Origin of the sequence: Streptomyces sp. NPDC020983 (assembly GCF_044333485.1) — a bacterium.
In the GTDB taxonomy this organism is placed as follows: Bacteria; Actinomycetota; Actinomycetes; order Streptomycetales; family Streptomycetaceae; genus Actinacidiphila.
Genome location: NZ_JBIRRA010000024.1, coordinates 23384 through 40859, shown reverse-complemented (window position 1 = coordinate 40859; position 17476 = coordinate 23384). Strand labels below are relative to the sequence as shown.

Sequence of the window (17476 nt, the reverse complement as noted above, 5' to 3'; positions counted from 1 at the left end):
TTGAGGCAGGCCGCGGCGTGGAGCCGTGTGCCGAGCCGTGCGGGAACAGCCCCAGCCACGCTCCAACGAGCAGCAGGCCCACCACCAATGCCGTCGAGGCCTGCTTCTTCCTCGACCCGCCGCCACGCGTACCCCCGGACTTGTTCACCCAGTGACCCGCCCGGTAATAGCGCCCAGAACCCTGCGGCACAACGCCTCCCCTTCGACCCGACTGCGATGGACGCTCCCACCACAGTCACACAGTGTGGCAACTGACCCCTCCAAACAGAGGCAGATCACCTGATTCGGCGGAATTCATGCGCCACTTGCAGTGACACATGTGCAGCGATGCGGCATCGCCGCTGCTCACCGAGGGGCTTGCGCGCGGTCGTTTCGGCTACAGCTGAACGGCATGTCCGGAAGGCGCCGATACTGGCCTATCACCAGGCACCGACAGTCGAGCCCGCCAACAGCACGGCCCTCCACATTCGACATGCCCACGCCTCGCCGACATCGCCGGACGAGCGCTCAAGCTGGGTCACCTCCGGGTCTACAGCTTTCGGGCCGCGGGGCGGCACCGCCGATGAGGCCACCCCCTCAGAACCTGCGCTCGCAGGGGCCATCGACGCCATTGACCTGCGGCTTTCGCTAGGATGGTGGTGACTGTGCCTGCTGCTCCCATGCCGCCGCTTATCAAAGCACCGCACCACTCGCCCACCTCTTGGACCGAACGTCACGCTTTCGAGTGACGTATTGATGTGCGCATTATGCATTCTCATTGAGTGGAATTAGCTGACGGTCATGGAGAAGAGGGAGACATCTGCGGTGCTGGGACAAGTGGGGTCCCGGGGCGCGCATGCACTTGTGTCGGAAATCGATGCGAAGTTTGTCGACACCGGGGGCTGTATACGCGTGATGTCGTGGATACAGGCAGCCGAGGAGCAGGTGTTGGAAGAGTGCCCGCCAGTGCGGGAGTTCGCAGTGCGGCCTGGGCGGCGGATCGCTCCGGGCTGGTGGTGGTCGGCGACCACCGGGGGGCTGGTGCACTACGGGTTCGGCGCGATGCGCACCCAAGTGATCCTCTTGGACCATGATCCGTCAGTGGTGGCTCTGGCGTGCAGTCCGGTGGAGCTGTCGTGGGTCGGGCGCGGTGGCCATGAGGTGCGTCATGTGCCGCACTTGATGGCCCGGCTGCGCGATGGCAGTGCCGTATTAGTGGACTGCGCAGGCCGTGACGGGATCAGCAGGCGCCTGGCCAGTAGGGGTCGGGTGGCGGAGGCCGCAGCGCAGTCGGTGGGTTGGCACTACCGCGTAGTAGGGGCCCCGGATCCGGTGGTGGCGGCGAACGTCAGGTGGCTCGCGGGATACCGGCATCCGCGCCACTCCAGTTTGCTGGCCGCGGAGGCGGTGGAGGGTGCTTTCGCGCGGTCGCGGCCCCTGGTGGAGGGGGTGCGGGAGCTGGGTGAGGCGATGACGGCGTGGCCAGCGGTGTTCCACGCCCTGTGGCACGGCCAGCTGAGCGCGCCGCTGCGAACGCCGCTGCACGAGCGGACGATCGCTGTCGCCGCCGGCGTCGGGGCGCCGGCATGACGCAGCGGGCGAAGATCGCAGCAGGTGCCCGGGTCGCCTTCCAAGAGCAGGAATGGACAGTGGTGATGCTGCAGGGATTGCAGGTCCAGCTAGTCGGTGACGACGGAGCGGTGGCCTCGGTGCTGCTGCCGCATCTGCTGGCCGATGAGCATTTCCATCTCCACGGGCAGGCGGTTCCAGGAGTGGTGGGGCCGCTGGCGCTGCTGGAAACGCTGCCGCAGCCGGTGCGAGATGCTGCGTTGGAGTGGGAGCGGCACGTGCGGGAGGTGGAGAGCGGCGAGCCGCTTGAGGTCGGCGGGGCAGTACGGCTCGAGTACGACCCGGCTCGGCGCAGCATGGCGGAGCGGGAAGCGGCCAAAGCCGACGAACTGCGGGAGGCGGGTCAGGCTGCGAGCGTGGCCACGGTGCGTCGGATGCGTGCCCGATACCGGCAGCAGGGTGTGTGGGGGCTGGTTGACCAGCGTGCGACGCGCGGCCGCTCCCAGGTGGGCCGGGCTGATTCCCGGGTGGTGGAGGCAGTCCTTGCTGTACTGGAGACCAACAGAACCCGCTCGAGCGGCACACTGAGCCGGCTGCGCACCCAGGTGGGCTGGGCACTGGAGGAAAAGTTCGGGCCGGGTGTGGTATCGCTGCCGCCACAGTCGACCTTCAACAGGCTGGCGCGGGCCCTGGCAGAGCCAGGCAAGCTGCTGGACTACGCACTGCGGCAAAGAAACCGCGCCTCTCGTCCGCAGCCGCCGTTCACGCCGACGGTGGCGCTGCGGCCGGGCGAGCTGGTGATGTTGGACTCCACCCCGCTGGATGTGCTGGTCGTCTTGGACGACGGGGTGACCGGGCGGTGCGAGCTGACAATCGCTTTGGATGTAGCCACGCGAACCATCGCGGCTGCGGTATTGCGACCAGCGGGCACCAGGACGGTCGATGCGGCTTTGCTTCTGGCATTGATGGCCACGCCGTTGTCGATGCGGCCGGGCTGGGATGAGGCGTTGGCGATGCGCCGCTCGGTGATTCCCTTCGAGCGCCTGGTGACACTGGATGCTCGGCTGGAGCACGCCGCGGCGCGACCGGTGATCATGCCGGAGATGATCGTGGTCGACCAGGGCAGAGTGTTCGTATCGACGTCGTTCGTGGCCGCATGCGGCTCGCTGGGAATCTCCTTTCAGCCGGTACCGCCGGCCAACGGCCCGGCAAAGGGCGGCGTGGAACGCACTTTCGAGTCGATCAACACGCAGTTCTGCCAGTACGTAGCCGGGTACACCGGCTCCAATGTCACCCAGCGCGGCAGTTCGGTGGCCGACGAGGCATGCTGGACGCTCCCCCAATTGCAGGACCTGCTGGACGAGTGGATCGTGGCCGGCTGGCAGCACCGCCCGCACGACGGACTACGGCACCCGATGATGCCCAAGCGGGCTCTGAGTCCAAATCAGATGTGGGCGGCGCTGATCGGGCTGACCGGGTACGTGCCAGTGCCGCTGACCGGCGAAGACTACCTCGAACTGCTGCCGGTGAAATGGCAGCCGATCACCGACGCCGGGATCCGCTTCGACTACCGCACCTACGACAACAAAGCCCTGGGCCCCTACCGGGGGCAGCGGTCCCGGCACACCGCCCAGAACGGCACGTGGGAGGTGCATTACAACCCGTACGAGCCACACCGGGTCTGGGTGCGCCTACCCGAGGTCGGATTCGTGGAGGTGCCGTGGATCCACGCCAGCGAAGTGACGCAACCTTTCACAGACTTCGCCTGGCAGCACATCCGCAAGACCATCCCACGCACCACCGACCGCGAAGAACACGAACTGATCCTGGCCCGTGCCCTCAACGCCCTCCTCAAACGCGCCTCAGCCGGCCACGGCACCCCCCGCGAGCGGACCATCGCCGCCCGAGCCGCCGCCTCAGCCACCCTGCCGCACCTACCGGCACCGCCCAGCGGGCTGGACGTCCTCGCCACCCCGACCCTCATCGGCGCCCCGCCCGCACAGGCCGACGACCCGGAAGACGACGAGAACTGGCCGGCCGACGAACTTGAGGCCCCACTCGATTTCGACTCCCCCGACGAAACCGACGCCGCCAAGAAGGAAGCGGAGGACGGCGAGGAGGACGTTGCAGGCGGCGACGGGCGTGGGGGCACAGCCGACACGGCCGGGGGTCCGGGCCCCGGCCCGACCAGTGCCCCCGTCCCGGCGGCCCGCCGGCGGGGAAGCAGCATCATCAACGACGACCGCAAAGGACCCGACCAATGGCTGTGACTTCCCTCGCCGCCTTCGACGGCGGTGACGAGGCAGGCAGCGGCTATGAGCCGGTCAGCACCTGGCAGGGCTGGGAGCGCTTCGTCGACACCCCGCGCCAGGAGGCGCCCCCGGTCGGCGATTCCTTCTGGACTCAGGAGACGCTGCAGGACTACCACTCCCGCTTCGTGGTCATGACCACCCCGTCGATGAAGAAGGTGTCCCTGGAACTGCGGCGGCTACTGGCCCTCAACCGCCGCCAGCAAGGCACCGCCCGGCGCGGCCTGATCGTCTCTGGGCCGCCGACCACCGGCAAGACCACCACGCTGATGGAACTGGGGCGGATCTTCGAGCACACCGACCGCGGCAGGCATCCTCGCGCCAAGGACCGCCTGCCGGTGGCCTTCGTATCCGTGCCGCCGTCGGCCACCCCCAAGATGCTCGTCAGCGAACTCGCCCGATTTCTCGGCGTGCCGGTGCACGGCCGCATGAACCAGGCACAGATCACCGACGCTGTCGTCGGCGTGCTGACCGACCTGGGCACCCAACTGGTGTTCATCGACGACGTACACCTACTCAACACCCGCACCCGAGCCGGCGCCGAAACCGCCGACCAGATGAAGCACCTCGGCGAGCGGATCCCCGCCACGTTCGTCTACTGCGGGGTGGACGTCGAGGACTCCCCCCTGCTCGCCGGGCCCCGCGGCGCCCAGATCGCCGGGCGCTTCGTCCTCGTCCGCAACACCGCCCTGCCCTACGGCACACAAGCGCAGCGCCAGACCTGGAACAACCTGCTCGGTGACATGGAAGAGGCACTGAGGCTTGCCCGCCACCGCACCGGGACGCTGGAACGCCACGCGGAGTACATCCACATGCGCACCGGCGGAGTCATGGGCAGCCTGTCCCACCTGATCCGCTCCGCCGCGCTCACCGCCCTCGACGACGGCAGCCAGAAGATCACCAGACAGCTCCTTTCCAGGATTCAGCTCGACGTGCGCGCCCAGCGTCGCCGCGGCACCGCCTGACCGCACCGTGGCCACACAACCAGCCGCCCTGGTCCAGCGCTCGAACCGGCAGCCCATCGCCCCGTAAGTGGAGCGCCCCTGGCCCGACGTGCCGTCAGCGCAGGGCAGGCGCCCCCAGGGCGCCTTCTTACACCTTCCCTTCGCTGCGCCGACAGGAGACCCGCCTGCTATGCCGACCACACCAAGCGTCCAGGGCGCTGCCTCGCCCCGCCCGGTCGCGGGAGAGCTCACCGCGTCGTGGCTGAGTCGGCTGGCGGCCGTCTACCGCCTGCCGGCCCGGGACCTGCTCAGGGCGATCACCGGGCCATTACCGGGGCGGCCGCTTGCGGCCATTCCTGCGCCCGGACGCGAGGTATATCTCGGCCCCAAGGCACGTCAGCGCCTTGCTCTGTTCGCCGGCATCAGGCAAGAAGACCTCGGGCGGCGACTGCCGGCCGCCGCCCACGCCCATCCCCTCGGCACTGACCGCGGGCCGTTGTGGACCGACTGGTACGTCCCGCACCGCCCCTGGCACACCGCCTGCGGCCCCTGCAGCCGCAGGCACACCCGACACCCCCGCCTCGCCCGGCCCACCCCGGTCCTGGTGTACGTCACCGGGGCACGCCACATCTGCCAGCGCCACCGCCGCTGGCTGCTCGCGACCTGGGACACGCCCTCCTTCATCGACCTGACGCACTTCCCCGAGATCCTGAACGCCCACCGCCGCCACATGCGGCTACTGCGCGAGCGCCCTGATGCCAACGACGCCCTGGCGTACGCCTGCGCAGTCGTGTGGTCCTGGCAGAGCGCTGCGTGGCCCGAGGAGCACCTTTGGCCGCGGCGCACCGCGGCCCTGGCCCGTCTCCTGGGCCTGGACAACCCGCTTGAGGTCGCCGCGCACCCGCTAATCCCCTACCCGGAGACCATCGCCGTCGCCGAATTCCTGGCTACCCCCGCATGGCGGCACCAGGTACCGCACGCCAGTCCCCGCGCCCGCACCCGTGCCAGCACGCAAGCCGCTGGCACCGTCCACGCCGAACTCGCCCACCGCACCGGCCGGCCCTGGCTGCCGCAACGCCTGGCCGAGGCAGCCAGGGCCTGCGGACGACGGCGCGGTCTCCCCGACCCACTGCAGCACTGGCTCGACGGCTGCATACGCGCCCGGGCAGCACCGAGCACCGCAACCAACCGGGCGCTGCTGTGGACGCTCCCAAGCATGGCCCAGGCACCCGAGCACTACGACGACCGCACGGGCCTCCTCCACCACGGTCCGCGCCCCTCCAGCACCCGCGCCCACGCCCTCGGCCTGACCGGCGGCTGGCATGTCCCCACCGAACGCTCGCTGCGTCTCACCACGCCTCCCTGACCTTGTTTCACCCGCACCCACCCAGCAGTCTCCGGGCATCGAGAGCGTCTTGCAGTTCGTGATCCGACGCCCGGCAACCCACGCCGCAACAGGCCCTGCCCGCCAGCACACCGACACGACGGCAGACGCGGCACATGCGGCAGGTACGACCGGCGTGACCAAGGGGCTGTGGGCCGAGAACCCGTCCGCACCGCATACACACCGCTCGGCGCAGCCGACTGACCTTTAAGGAGCCGCCGGTGACCGCGCCCGGGACCACGACCACACCCACCGCCAGTGCCGTCCGCGTCCGCCCCTTCCTGGGCGAGACGACTTGGTCCTACCTCAACCGGCTCGCGGACGCACACCACCTGACCGCCTCCCGTCTGCTCACCGCACTGGGCATCGACCACCCGGCCGTCCCCAGGGCAGGTCTGACACGGGAGATCCACCTGTCCGCCGGCGCCAAATGGGCTGTTGCAACCCTGTGCGGCCTGACCGACACCCAACTCAGCAAAACGCTGCCCGCCTGGCGGTCGGGAGAGGGCCCACACCAGCAGGGAAACCGAAGCGCCCTTTTCCAGACGCCCGCTCACCTACCTGCGGCGGCCTGCGCCCGGTGCGCCGCCCGGTACCAGCCGGGAAGCCGCATCACCGCCTACGGCACCTACCTCGGCCTGCTGTGCCGCAAGCACGGACAGTGGACCCTCGGCCGGCAGACCATCAATGGCACACCCGTGAACGCCGACTACGCCGACCTCCACGCCGCCCCCGAGATCCCCGCTGCCCTGCGGCACCTGCGCCGTGACCGCCGGCTGTACTCCTCCTACTGGCACTTCGCTTCGGTCCCGGCCGTGAACTGCGCCTACGCCGCCGTCACGTACTGGTGGCTGGAACACCGAGACCACGACGCGGTCTGGCGTGACCGGGCGCAGCGGCTCACGCCCGCCAGAGGCGACAGCGATCTGTGGGCCGTAGCAGCCAGGGAACCAGTCACCCTTCCCGAGACGATCCGCGTCGCGGCCATCATCCAGCGGTACCAGACCATCCTGCGCCCGCTGCGATACCGCTCGGGCGAGGAACACCCGGGCTGGGAACGCCGCCTGGCCAAAGCCGAGGCCGCGCTGCGCCGCGATGTCATCGCCGCCCTCGACCGGCCCTGGCTCACGCCCGCCTCCATGGCACGCCTGGACCTGCTGGAGCGTTCGTACCAACCTCTCTTCCAGCGCAAGTGCACCAATGCCCTGCACAAAGGCCTCCCGCAGATCCGACCGCTGGAACTGTCCGCGCTCGGCCTCGGATCCCCTCCCGCCCGCAACGCGGTCACACGCATCTGGAGCGCCTACTCCCACATACACGACCCCTGTCACAGCGACGACCTGCCCCTGCGCCCGCGGGACACCTGACCGTGTAGTGCACCGGCAGCCGGCACGTCACAGAGCAGCCCGAGCCCCCTGCCCAGTTCACGGCCGAGCCGCGCAGGTTGCGCCGAGCCCGGCACCGGCGGCTCGCCGGGACGGTGCGGCGGGCTGGGAATACCCTCCTCCACACCTGGCCAGAACCTCGCATCGCCGGCGGCTTCCGGTGCGGCCGGGACCGCACCGGCCGACAGCCCCTCGTCATCGCCCCTACACAGCACGTCGCAAAGGACAAGAAGGAAAGGGGAGAACTCGACCGTGGACACACCGGTCACGGGCCGCCCGCGAACAGCCCGCGCGCCGCTCCAGATCGCGCCCACTGCGCGGGAGACCACGCTGTCGTTCATCAGCCGTCTGGCCGGGCGCCACTACCTGGGCACGGGAGATCTCCTGCGCGGCCTGGGCATCTCTCACCCCACGCGGCTCGCCTCGGCCCGTCCCGCCGCCGATGCGGACCGGAGGGGGGGTGTGACCCTAGCCTGAGACGCCACGGCGCGGCGCAGGGGAACCGTGTCGGGCACCGCTCACCACCGCGGATCACACAGCCCGCAGCCCGGTGCGAGCCGCTGTGCCGTGGCGCCTACGGCGCACGCTTCGCCGTCGACGTGAGCGGCCCGCGCACTGAGGGAGCCTTTGTGCGGGTTGTCCTCTGCTTCAGCCTGGGTCAAACGGCCTGCATGTTCGGCGCCCGTCCCAGGCGCCGGGCCGGTGGCGCGGCGCTGATGCCGTGCGTGCGGGGCGAAGGAATCGTGTTGCCCAGAGGAGCCCGAGGACCCGACGCTTGCAGTCAGACGACACTGATCGCTGCATGGCCACCGTCCAACAGCCCTTGCACGCCCTGGGCCTCGGGTGCTCCGAGCGCCTGGTAGATGTTTAGTGCCTCCTGCCAGCAGGAGCGTGCGCGGATGCTTTGGCCCATGCCGGCGAGGGCGCGCCCGAGCGCGGTGAGGGCATTTGCGGTGCGCCAGTCGCCGACCCGGTCCTTGCGTAGGAGGCCTAGTGACTGCTCGACGCAGGAGGCAGCTTCCCGGAACCGTCCGGCGGCGAGGTGGACGTTTGCGAGCCGGAAGAGCGCCATGCCCTCCCAGAAGTGTTGCCGGGACTCGCGGAAGATGCCAGCCGCCTCGGTGAACGAGGCCACCGCGCTGTCTAGTCTGCCGCTGACGGTCTGGGCGATCCCCAGTGCGTAGAGACCGTTGCCGAGCCGGAAGCCGACCCCCAGCCCCCGGCGCATCGCCACCACTTGCTCTGCGGCAGCGACGGCCGCGTCCTCCTGACCGATCTCCGACTGCACCCGCGAGAGGTTGCTGAGGGCGGCCGCCTCGCCGTGCCTGTTGCCGTCCGCTCGGAATGCCTCCAGGGCGGTGGTGTAGTAGGCGGCGCTCTCCGCGAAGCGGCGGCCGAGGAAAGCGAGGATGCCGCGCAGGTTCGGGGCGTAGCTGCATGTGATGGGGTCCTCGGCGACTATGCCGAGCATCAGGGCGCGGGTGGCCTCGTTCTCGGCCTCCTCGAAGCGGCCGGTGATCCGCAGCAGCTGGCCCAGCCAGATCCGGGCGCGCCCTTCGACCAGCGTCTCGCCGCAGTTCTGGGCCGCGCCGACCAGCGCGCGGGCGGCCTGCTCGTACTGCCGGGCGTAGACACCGGACTCCATCAGGTCCTGGGAGACCAGCAGGACGTCGGCCGCGCGCCGCAGGAAGCCGCCGCAGCCGCCCTCGGCAGCCTGCCGCACGGTTGCGAAAAGTCCTTGTGCTTCGCGGAACATCCAGTCCAGCGACTCCTCGCGGGCGGTGAAGGCGAGCCCGGGGTGGCTGGTCGGCGCCAGGTGGTCCAGGACGCGGTCGCCCGGATTCTCCAGCGCGTACGCGGAGGCCGTCGAGCCGAGGTAGAAGTCGAGCAGCCGGGAGAGCGCCGCGCAGCGCTCCTCCTGGCTCTCGTCGGTTTCGGCGCGCTCGCGCGCGTAGAGGCGCAGCAGGTCGTGGAAGCGGTAGCGGGCGGGCGCGGCGGATTCGATGAGGCTGATGTCGACGAGGGCTTCGAGGAGTTCCTCGGCCCGGTAGCGGTCCAGGTCGAGGACGGCGGCCGCGGCGTCCAGCGAGATGTCGGGGCCCTCGGGCAGCGACAGCAGCCGGAAGGCGCGGGCCTGCGCGGCGGAGAGGTGGTCGTAGCCGAGGTCGAAGGTGGCCTTGACGGCGAGGTCGCCGGCCCGCAGCTCGTCCAGCCGCCGCCGGTGGTCGGCGAGCTTGGCGGCGAGCACCGACACCGTCCAGGTGCGGCGGGCGGCCAGGCGCGCGGCGGCGATGCGGATCGCCAGCGGCAGGAAGCCGCACGCGGCGACGACGTCGAGGCTGGCCTGCCGCTCGCTGCGGGCCCGCTCATCGCCGACGATGCGGGTGAAGAGCAGCAGCGACTCCTCGGGCGACATCACGTCGAGGTCGACCAGGTGCGCGCCCTCCAGGTCCACCATCCGCACCCGGCTGGTGACGAGCGCGGCGCAGCCGGGGGTGCCGGGCAGCAGCTGCCGGATCTGGGCGGCGTCGTAGGCGTTGTCGAGTAGCGCCAGGACGCGGCGGCCGGACAGCGTGGAGCGGTAGAGCGCGGCCCGGTCGGCGAGCGAGTCGGGGATCGCCGCGTCGGGCAGGCCGAGGGAGCGCAGGAACGAGCCGAGCACCGCCTCGGGTTCCGACGGCACCGCGCTGGTGCCCTGGAGGTCGACGTAGAGCTGGCCGTCGGGGAAGTTCTCCCGGGCCTCGTGCGCGACCTGGACGGCCAGCGTCGTCTTGCCGACACCGCTGAACCCGGAAACTGCCATCACGCCGCTGCCTAGCGCCGCCGCCGACAACTGTTCGCCCAGCTCCCGCACGAAGGCGGCGCGGCCCGTGAAATCAGGCACAGTCCCGGGCAATTCCGCCGGGCGCATGACCTCGAGGACACCCGATGGGACTGGGCCGTGCGGTAGTGCGAGGCCCGTATCAGACTCCAGGATGCGCTGGTGTAGCTCTGTAAGCTCGGCCGACGGGTCGATGCCCAGCTCGTCGGCGAGTAGCCGCCGCGTGTCGGCATAGACGCCCAGCGCCTCGGCCTGCCGCCCGCTGCGGTAGAGGGCGAGCATGAGCAGGGCACGCAGCCGTTCGCGCAGCGGGTGCTCGACGGTGACGGCGGTCAGCTCGGAGACGGCTTCGGCGTGGGCGCCCAGCTCCAGGTCGAGTTCGAGCCGCGCCTCGATGAGGCCGAGGTGCCACTCGGCGAGCTGCACCCGCTGCGTCTCGGCGTACGGGCCGGGCAGCCCGGCCAGCGGCTCGCCGTTCCACATGTCCAGGGCGCTGACAAGGAGTTCGCGGGCCTGGGCGGGGTCGCTCTGGCGTATTTTCTCCGCCTCGCCCACCAGTTGCTCGACCCTGGTTGCGTCCAGGGCCTCGACGGGGATCCGGATGGCGTAGCCGCCGGAGTCGGTGACGAGGGTCTGCGAGCCGAGTGCCTTGCGCAGCCGGAAGGCGTACGAACGCAGGGCGGCGAGCGCGGTGTTGGGCGGCGAGTCGCCCCACAGCGCGTCCAGCAACTCGGCCGCGGTGGCCGTGCGCCCGCCGCGCAGCAGCAGCACCGCCAGCAGCGCGCGCTGCTGGGGCGCGCCGGTGTTGATCTGCTCGCCGTCGCGCCAGGCGCGCACCGGCCCGAGTACTTGGAAACGGAAACCCTTGGGTTGAGACGTATCGGCCGGGGTGGTGTCTGCACGTGTGAACGATGAAGATGAAGGGCGGGTCGGCGACAGAAGCTCACGATCGGCCATCGCCCGTGCTCGCTCCTCAACGAGGGCCGCCCGAACCTGCAGGACCTTGGACGTGGGCGCCAGCCCCGCCAAAGGTTCCCTACCCCACAGGGCATCAGCTTCAGCGAACGCCGCCCGTGCTCCGTGCAAGTCACCGCGGGTATGTGCAGCCAATCCCTCACGGTGCCACCGGCGGAAGCGCTCCACGTCGACCGATTCCGAAGCGACCTGAAGGATGTAGCGCACGTCAGCGGCAACGGGACTGCGCACGGTCATCAAAACCGGCCCGCCTCGCCCGTCGTCGGCTTCTCGTAGAACTCGCCGCAGATGGTGCATGTGGACCTGCAAGGCAGTCGCAGCCGTTGAAGGTGGGGTTCCGTCCCAGAGCCCTGCCGTCAGTTCCGCTACCGACTGTGTACGGTCCGGCGCCGTGGCGAGCAACGCGAGAATGGCACGGCGTTGGGGAGGTCCCAGCGCAAGAACCCGCCCGTCCTGCTGTACTTCCACGCCTCTCAGGACGTTCAGCTCGAAGACCATGCGCCCCTCACCCGACTGAGCCGGCACGGTGAGCTTAGCACCCTCACTAAGTTGGCGTTAAGTTACGTAGAGTAGTCAATAAGTTGTAGGATTGCGTAGTTGTGCGAAGTCTGGCGAATTGGAGGCGATGTGGATCCGGGATGCAGCCATCCGCAAGGTAACGGTGCAGGTGAAGGATGCGAGGTGCGGGTACATCTGTTGTTTATCGGGTACTGGCAAGATGCCCATACTGCATCGACACCGGCATCTGGTCCGTCGAGCGCGCGTCCGACACCCGGGGGTGGTAGCCCGGGTGGCCGGACGTATTTTTCTGCCAACTCTGGTGCTGCAACGAGGATTTCCGCTAGCGTGGCCGTCAACTCCCGTACGCGGATGTTGCCGGTCCGGGCACTCCCTACCAAGTGCCTGCGATGGGGCGGCCAACGGCGCGGCTGGGAAACCGGACCAGATGCCGTTGCAAGGAGTCTTGCCCTGCGATGCAAACTTCAGCTGCCTCCCCATCACTCGTGGCCTCCGTCGTAGTGGCGCTGGCCTTTTTCGTTCTTGTGGCCTATTTGGTCAGATCGCTGAGGACCACTCAGCGGGCCGCCGCGGTCATCACCGCAATCGCCGGTCTCCTCGGAGCTCTTCCTGCCATCCTTTATGCCCTGCACTACGCAGGGGCAGCCTGACGATCCGGCACAGGGTTCGACCGGGTACGTCAGCATCAGCCTGACGTACCCGGTCGCCGGAACCCCTGGTCTATCGGGGACCCTGCAACCGACGTCAACCATCAGCCGGGTTCGTAACTGGCTGTCGTGCGCCGGAGGTTTACTGGACGTGGCCTCATGCGCCCGGCGAACTGCTTCCTGAGTGTTGCGAGCATGAGCTCGGGCAATGTGAGTGCTGCGAATGAAAGCAACTCACCAGGCGCCGTCTCCGACATTCCACACCGAGGTGTTGTCGCCGTCCTCATGCGGCATCGGGGGCGTTGGGTGCCTCGGGATGTGGGCGGCTGAGACCGGCCCGGCGGGTTCAGGGACGCGGGCGGTGTGGGGCGTTGCGACTGCGCAGCCGCGACACGCGTCGGCAAGTCGCCAGGTGGGCGAGTGAGGGTTGTGCGTCAGAGCCAGGAGGATCGGCCCGGTGCAACTGCGGTGCTGGCGGTGCCAAGGGGGGCAACGGTTGCGTCCTTGGAAGTGGTGTAGCGGGTTGGACCTGATCCGGGGGTTTGTCCCGGCATTCTGGGTTGGTGCCCGGATGGAGAGGCGGCCACCGGCTGATCTTCGAACCGGATCTGCCGGATGCGGCGCCTGGTCCGCGTCTCCGACCTTTGCGGCAGGGGGCGAAGCGGCAGGGAACGCCTCCAGCCGCTGTCCTTGGTGGCGGCTAGGGTGCGCTGCCATGGACGCTGCAGAGCTCGAACGCCAGGCCAGGACCCTGTCCGGATGCATCCCCCCTTCCGTGGCCTCCCGTCTCCTTGCGCTCGGTCACGAGGAAGATGTCCGGGCTCTGGCCGGCGAGGGAGAGTGGTTCTGCGCACTGGAGTGGGCCCGCCGGTGCGGCGGCGAGGGTCGGCAGGCGGAGGCATTGGAGGCACTCGCCCCGTACACAGCGACGGGTTGGTGGCCCGCCATCCGGACGAAGGCCGAGTTCCTGGAACAGTGGGGTCGGGCGGCGGAGGCCGTCACCCTGGTTCGGCCGCACGCCCGGACGGGCCGGCTGCCCCTGGAGTTCGCCGCTCGCCTCTTCGCGCGCCACGGGCATGCAGACGAGGCGTTCGAGATGCTGAGCACGGGACTCGACGACTGGTTCCTGGTCGCGGCCCTGCCCAAAGTCGCCACGAGCGCGGGCCGTGAGGAAGACGCCGCCGACCTCCTGGCCCCCCTCGTCGCCAAGGACCACGGGTGTGAGGGCTCATGGTGCCGCCACAGCAACGACCGCGACAACGCAGTTCGCGCCCTCGCCGCAATCCGGGAGCACCAGGGGCGCCTCGACGACGCGATCCTCCTGCTCCGCACACGCTCCTGCACGTCACTCAACAACCGTGATCAGCTCGCGGATTCGAAGTGTGTCGTCGACCTGGACATTCACCGAACAGTGAGGCGGCCTTCGTCTGATCATGCGCTCCGAAGCACGGGCCGGAGATCCACCAGCACATGCCCTACCCCGCCGGAGCACCGAAACCCCACCGGCCTGGTCCCGGACGCCCGCCAGGCACCCCGAACGGACACCGGGCACCCCGATACAACGTGGGCAAAACTGTCCGCTGCGAGAAATCGATCAGCGCCACGCAACTGTCGAAGGTGTAAGGAGCAGCAAGCTGAGCGGCGCCTCAAGGGAGTCGGTACGTAGACCGTAGGCCGCCGGACACCCATGCAGCTCACACCTCGTCAATCGCCATCCTGAAGCCCAGGGGCCGACCTGCGACAACCTCGGTCTGAGTGCGAAGGAACGTATCGAGGTCGGCGGAAGTGGCACGAATCAGGCGGAGGTCAGTCTCCAGGAAGTCCAAGGAAGAGCCAGAGGTGACTTCCAGGAGGTGCTTCCGTATGGAGGCGGTCATGTCAGCCACAACTTCAACGAAGGGCCTGTGCTCATCAGTAAGGGATTCCGTCGGCACGATCGCCGTTTCGCTCGCGGCCAGGCGGTGGAGGGCACCAACCAGATCAGCCTCCAGCGTGCCGACTTGCTCATCAAAGCGGTCAGCGTCGACCGATCGACCAGCTTCAGCGTCCTGCGCGAATCGTTCGAGTGACGCCAGCAGTGCACGGCTGGCAGTCCGCGCGGCGGTGATGATCTCCAGCGTCAGCTCGTTCGTGAGACGCCGTCGCTCGTCCGCAGCATCTGCGCGCTGCACAGCGGTTGCGGCGCTGTCCTGACGACTCTTCGATCGCTGCAGGAGGCTGCCGCCCACCGCGCCGATAGCTGCTGCACCCAACCCGCCGACCAGCTCAAGCACCGCAGTTACGTCTGCCATGGACACCCATGATCCGAGATCGCCCGGTCATCAGCAAGGCCCAAGGTGGAGGTGGGCGAGGCGAGCGGGCTGCCCCACCTCTCCGCGTCCGCAAAATGCTCAGGTGAGCGACCCAGTTCAAAATCACATTTCGACGCCGCAAGTTAGAGAACAATCTAAAAGCAAACCCTCTTTCTCCTCGGATCGGACGGCCATCGTTTGGGCGGACCTGTGGACCTGCGCACCACTCAGCGATCCTGAGCGCACGTCAACGCACATCAGCTCAATGCAGGTCAACCCGGGTAGCCAAGACGAGCACGAACACCTGACCGAGCCGACGGACAGCCACCATCCACTCATTGCACCTGCACACTCCACGGTCAGAGAATCGCTGCTACCCAGAATGAACGACCCACGACAGCTGTCTGCAGCAGCCGCGTGGGCGGCAGAAGCGGGCCACCTCCTCCCGCCCACCACCGCCACCTACCGCGGCTACCCCATCGGCGTCTGGATGAAGAACAACAGGACTGCGGGTCGGAAGGCGGCGGAGATCCAGGCGCGGCGCGAGCAGGGGCTGCCGGCCGGCAACACCGCCGGAGCGCTGACCGAAGAGCGCAGGGACGCCCTGGAGGCCATCGACTCGAGCTGGTGCCCGGCCTGGCCCGTCGCCTGGCAGCGCTGCTACAAGCTCTGCCGGGGCCTCATCGAGGCAGGCACCGCGCTGCCCACCGCCCCCGGGCAGATGACGCTCCAGGGCGAGGACCTGGGCGCCTGGATCCAGGCGCAACGGCTCGGCTGGGAACAGCTGCTGCCCGCGCAAGCCTGGATGCTCGAGAACATGCTCCACCTCGGTCCGGCCGCGCCGGAGGGAAGGCCACAGGCGCCCCGCACACGAGCCGACCACTGGGCCGCCAACCTAGCGGCCGCCCGGCAGTTCCACGCCCGCGAGGGCCACCTCCACGTGCCCAGGAAGCACATCGAAGACGTCGACGGCGTCCCATACAAGCTCGGCACCTTCATCGACAACTCCCGCCGCAGGGCCGACAAGCTCGCGCAGGAGCGGCGGGCGGAGCTGACTGAGCTGGGAATGCGCTGGTAGGCGGCGGCGCAGGTCAGGCCCGGGTTCTCTGTTGGAGCCCGGGCGCCCACCCATATATGTGCCGCCGTGTGCGCCTTGCTGACACGGGATGGCCAAAAACCGGGCCCGGCTGCTGACATCAGCGCGCCAGAGGCGTACTGGCCTGTAGTCAGGGCCTCGGTGCGGGAAGTATCCGAAGCCGCAGCAGCCCGTCGTGTCCACCGGTTGCGTACAGCCGGCTGTCTGGTGAGAAGGCGGCAGCATCGACAGTGCCTGAATGACCTACTAACGGGTCACCGAGCTCTTTCCAGGTACCGGTATCCCAGAGCCGGACGACATGGTCTGTCGCCTCCTCCTGATCGTGATGACCGGTGACGGCAGCAAGTACACGGCCATCGGGCGAGAAGGCCATGCGGCGAACCTGCTCGCCCGCGCACTGCAGGGGCTCATGGATCATTTCGGCGCGGGCAACGTTCCACAGTTGGATGTCCTGCCCCGCGGTCGCCAGGAGTTCTGCATCGGGCGAGAAACAGAGTGCAGTGACATCATCCGCATGTCCCCGCAGCGGACCACCGAGCTTTGTCTGCTGAGCGGGATCCCAGAGGTGGGCGACGCCCCCCGAGTGGCCTGTGGCCAGTATGCCTGCCGAGGACAGTGCTGGCGGAGCGGTCAGGCTGCCGGAAAAAGGCTTGCCGATCTTCAAGGGTTTCGCCGCGTCCGTGACGTCCCACAGGCGGATGGTCCTGCCTACGGTCACCAGGAGGCGTCCGTCGGCAGAAAAGAGCACGGTGGAAGCCCCGCCGCTATGGCCGTCGAGCGGCTCAGCCACGAGCGTTCTGCTGGCAACGTCCCACAGGCGAACCGTCCCGTCGTCGCTTCCAGTGGCGAGCAGAACCTGGTCCGGAGAGAAGGCCACGGTGACGACCCGGTCAGTGTGCCCGAACAACGGAGGCCCCGACCTTTGCCGGGCGACCGTGTCCCAGAGCTGTGCAGTCTTGGGGCCATGGCCGGTGGCGATGAGCGAACCCTCCGGTGAAAACGCCACAGCCCATACGCCGCCCGTGTCCGCGGCCATCGGAAGCAGCTGTATGTACTCACCTGCGCGCACAACACTGAGCAGAACGCGCTCAGCCAGACCGCCGGCAGTCTGCGGCTGCTCCGCCGCTGACTGCGCCCTGACGCTCTTCCCGAGTTTTTCGTCTTGCTTCAGGCGCTGCAACTGCTGCCAGCGCGTTTTCCAGACCGCTATGTCCTCGTGCTGCCAGGAGGCGAGCTTCCCGGTGTCGTAGGTGAGCAGCACTCGCACCAAGGTCAAGTAGTAATCGCAGCGGGGAAGCGTCCGTCCCCTCAGCACCGCGCTGACCATCGATTCGCCAAGATTGCCGCGGCCGGCCCTGCTCACGATCTGCTTCAGCGTCAGGCCACCGTGCGCCGCCTGGAGGCTGCGCAGTTCTGCAGCCGCTGCCTCAAGCTCTTCCTGATAGCGGCCGCCTCCGGTCCGTACAACGCTCATTCCGCCCCCCACCGCCAGTCCCTGACTCCCCGAAAGCAGCAGGTTACGCGCCTGGGTGTGCATCCGACTGGAAAACAGTGAAG

Annotated in this window: 9 protein-coding genes and 1 pseudogene; 6 read left to right on the top strand and 4 right to left on the bottom strand. The window is 68.8% G+C overall.

Going from position 1 to position 17476, the window contains the following annotated elements:
- Positions 1 to 780 precede the first annotated feature (780 nt).
- The 5 genes from ACH4SE_RS34770 to ACH4SE_RS34750 all read left to right on the top strand — a co-directional run bounded on the left by ACH4SE_RS34770 (position 781) and on the right by ACH4SE_RS34750 (position 7552).
- Positions 781 to 1569, top strand: coding sequence for a TnsA-like heteromeric transposase endonuclease subunit (locus ACH4SE_RS34770; protein WP_398547569.1), 789 nt, complete (start codon positions 781 to 783; stop codon positions 1567 to 1569).
- Complete coding sequence (locus tag ACH4SE_RS34765; protein WP_398547568.1) at positions 1566 to 3818, top strand: transposase; 2253 nt, start codon at positions 1566 to 1568, stop codon at positions 3816 to 3818. Before ACH4SE_RS34770 ends, ACH4SE_RS34765 begins: the two co-directional genes overlap by 4 nt.
- Positions 3809 to 4822 carry a TniB family NTP-binding protein gene (locus ACH4SE_RS34760; protein WP_398547567.1) on the top strand — a complete coding sequence of 338 codons (1014 nt, stop codon included), beginning with the start codon at positions 3809 to 3811 and terminating at the stop codon, positions 4820 to 4822. Before ACH4SE_RS34765 ends, ACH4SE_RS34760 begins: the two co-directional genes overlap by 10 nt.
- Positions 4823 to 4991: 169 nt before the next feature.
- Positions 4992 to 6167, top strand: a complete 1176-nt coding sequence (locus ACH4SE_RS34755) for a hypothetical protein (protein ID WP_398547566.1) — start codon at positions 4992 to 4994, stop codon at positions 6165 to 6167.
- Positions 6168 to 6406: 239 nt separating this feature from the next.
- The gene (locus tag ACH4SE_RS34750; protein ID WP_398547565.1) at positions 6407 to 7552 is read left to right on the top strand and encodes a hypothetical protein; all 1146 of its coding nucleotides are present in this window, start codon (positions 6407 to 6409) and stop codon (positions 7550 to 7552) included.
- 799 nt (positions 7553 to 8351) lie between these two features.
- On the opposite strand, the gene ACH4SE_RS34745 is transcribed toward ACH4SE_RS34750, so the two are convergent.
- The 3 genes and pseudogenes from ACH4SE_RS34745 to ACH4SE_RS34735 form a co-directional block, all read right to left on the bottom strand.
- Positions 8352 to 11348 (bottom strand): BTAD domain-containing putative transcriptional regulator, encoded by a 2997-nt coding sequence (locus ACH4SE_RS34745; protein WP_398547592.1) that lies wholly within the window; start codon positions 11346 to 11348, stop codon positions 8352 to 8354.
- Positions 11349 to 11864: pseudogene (locus ACH4SE_RS34740) on the bottom strand (winged helix-turn-helix domain-containing protein); the annotation flags it as partial.
- Positions 11865 to 14226: 2362 nt separating this feature from the next.
- A complete protein-coding gene (locus ACH4SE_RS34735) occupies positions 14227 to 14823 on the bottom strand; it encodes a hypothetical protein (RefSeq protein WP_398547564.1) in 597 nt (198 codons plus the stop codon).
- Between the two features lie 382 nt (positions 14824 to 15205).
- Here ACH4SE_RS34735 and ACH4SE_RS34730 point away from each other — a divergent pair, with 382 nt between their 5' ends.
- Complete coding sequence (locus ACH4SE_RS34730; protein WP_398547563.1) at positions 15206 to 15901, top strand: helicase associated domain-containing protein; 696 nt, start codon at positions 15206 to 15208, stop codon at positions 15899 to 15901.
- 148 nt (positions 15902 to 16049) lie between these two features.
- On the opposite strand, the gene ACH4SE_RS34725 is transcribed toward ACH4SE_RS34730, so the two are convergent.
- Positions 16050 to 17456 (bottom strand): WD40 repeat domain-containing protein, encoded by a 1407-nt coding sequence (locus tag ACH4SE_RS34725; RefSeq protein ID WP_398547562.1) that lies wholly within the window; start codon positions 17454 to 17456, stop codon positions 16050 to 16052.
- Positions 17457 to 17476 lie beyond the last annotated feature (20 nt).

What these genes read in the sequence shown, in the direction of transcription:
- ACH4SE_RS34770 (WP_398547569.1), top strand. Translation starts at nt 781, where the DNA reads ATGGAGAAGAGGGAGACATCTGCGGTGCTGGGACAAGTGGGGTCCCGG.
- ACH4SE_RS34765 (WP_398547568.1), top strand. Translation starts at nt 1,566, where the DNA reads ATGACGCAGCGGGCGAAGATCGCAGCAGGTGCCCGGGTCGCCTTCCAA.
- ACH4SE_RS34760 (WP_398547567.1), top strand. Translation starts at nt 3,809, where the DNA reads ATGGCTGTGACTTCCCTCGCCGCCTTCGACGGCGGTGACGAGGCAGGC.
- ACH4SE_RS34755 (WP_398547566.1), top strand. Translation starts at nt 4,992, where the DNA reads ATGCCGACCACACCAAGCGTCCAGGGCGCTGCCTCGCCCCGCCCGGTC.
- ACH4SE_RS34745 (WP_398547592.1), bottom strand. Translation starts at nt 11,348, where the DNA reads ATGGCCGATCGTGAGCTTCTGTCGCCGACCCGCCCTTCATCTTCATCG.
- ACH4SE_RS34735 (WP_398547564.1), bottom strand. Translation starts at nt 14,823, where the DNA reads ATGGCAGACGTAACTGCGGTGCTTGAGCTGGTCGGCGGGTTGGGTGCA.
- ACH4SE_RS34730 (WP_398547563.1), top strand. Translation starts at nt 15,206, where the DNA reads ATGAACGACCCACGACAGCTGTCTGCAGCAGCCGCGTGGGCGGCAGAA.
- ACH4SE_RS34725 (WP_398547562.1), bottom strand. Translation starts at nt 17,456, where the DNA reads ATGCACACCCAGGCGCGTAACCTGCTGCTTTCGGGGAGTCAGGGACTG.